This is a genomic window from Aliiroseovarius salicola, assembly GCF_027891095.1.
GTDB classification, from domain to species: Bacteria; Pseudomonadota; Alphaproteobacteria; order Rhodobacterales; family Rhodobacteraceae; genus Aliiroseovarius; species Aliiroseovarius salicola.
The window spans coordinates 1-1,098 of the sequence record NZ_JAQIIO010000028.1 but is presented as its reverse complement, the minus strand read 5'-3'; the positions used below and the strand labels follow the sequence as shown (position 1 = coordinate 1,098).

The 1,098-nt window shown below is 58.4% G+C and carries 1 protein-coding gene; it reads left to right on the top strand.

All coding sequences use genetic code 11. The features are described from left to right. Window positions 1-2: 2 nt before the first annotated feature. Window positions 3-1,098, top strand: a protein-coding gene (locus O2N63_RS17485; RefSeq protein WP_271055597.1) for an IS3 family transposase whose coding sequence is annotated in 2 segments (ribosomal slippage) — window positions 3-261 and window positions 261-1,098 — 1,097 coding nt annotated over the 2 segments. Because the reading frame shifts where the segments join, the coding sequence is not laid out codon by codon here. This gene is flagged as partial in the annotation.

Sequence of the window (1,098 nt, the reverse complement as noted above, 5' to 3'; positions counted from 1 at the left end):
GAATCAAACGACCCAAGCCGGAAGAGATTGTCACGAAGCTACGGCAGGTTGAGGTGCTTTGCGGCCAAGGGATGCCACGCGTAGACGCCATCCGTCAGGTGCAGATAACAGAACAGACCTTCTATCGCTGGCGCAAGCAGTATGGTGGGATGGGAACCGACCAACTGAAAGAGCTAAAGCGGCTTCAGAAAGAGAATGATCGGCTGCGGCGGGCGGTATCGGACCTGACGCTGGACAAGCTGATCCTGTCGGAGGCCGCACGGGGAAACTACTGAGCCCTTCACGTCGCCGTGCCTGCATTGACCATGTGCGGGGTCGGTTCCACATCTCGGAGCGTCGTGCCTGCCGTGTCTTGGGGCAGCATCGATCCACACAGAGGCGGGTGCCGGTTGGCCGCGCTGATGAAGATCGTCTGGTGTCTGACATGATCGAGCTGACGCGCCAATATGGGCGATACGGGTACCGCCGGATCGCGGCCCTGTTGAGAGATGCTGGCTGGCAGATCAACGACAAGCGGGTCGAACGCCTGTGGCGACGTGAAGGGCTCAAAGTGCCCATGAAACAGCCGAAGAAAGGAAGGCTCTGGCTGAACGATGGCTCCTGTGTTCGGCTGAGGCCTGAATACCGCAACCATGTCTGGAGCTATGACTTCGTTCATCATCGGACCGATGATGGGAAGGCGTTCCGGACACTCAACATCCTGGATGAGCACAGTCGGGAGTGCCTGGCGATCCGAGTGAAGAGGCGGCTGAACTCGACCGAGGTCATCGATGCGCTGACCGACTTGTTCATTCTGCGCGGTGTCCCTGCCTACATCCGATCAGACAACGGCCCAGAGTTCATCGCTCAGGCCGTTCGCGATTGGATCGCAGCGGTCGGTGCCAAGACCGCATACATCGAGCCAGGTTCGCCGTGGGAAAACGGCTATTGCGAAAGCTTCAATGCCCGAATGAGAGATGAACTTCTAAACGGGGAGGTCTTCTACTCGCTACGTGAAGCGCAAATCCTGATCGAACAATGGAGGGAACACTACAACACCAAACGACCACATAGTGCCCTAGGCTACCGCCCACCGGCGCCGGAAGCCATCATCCCGAT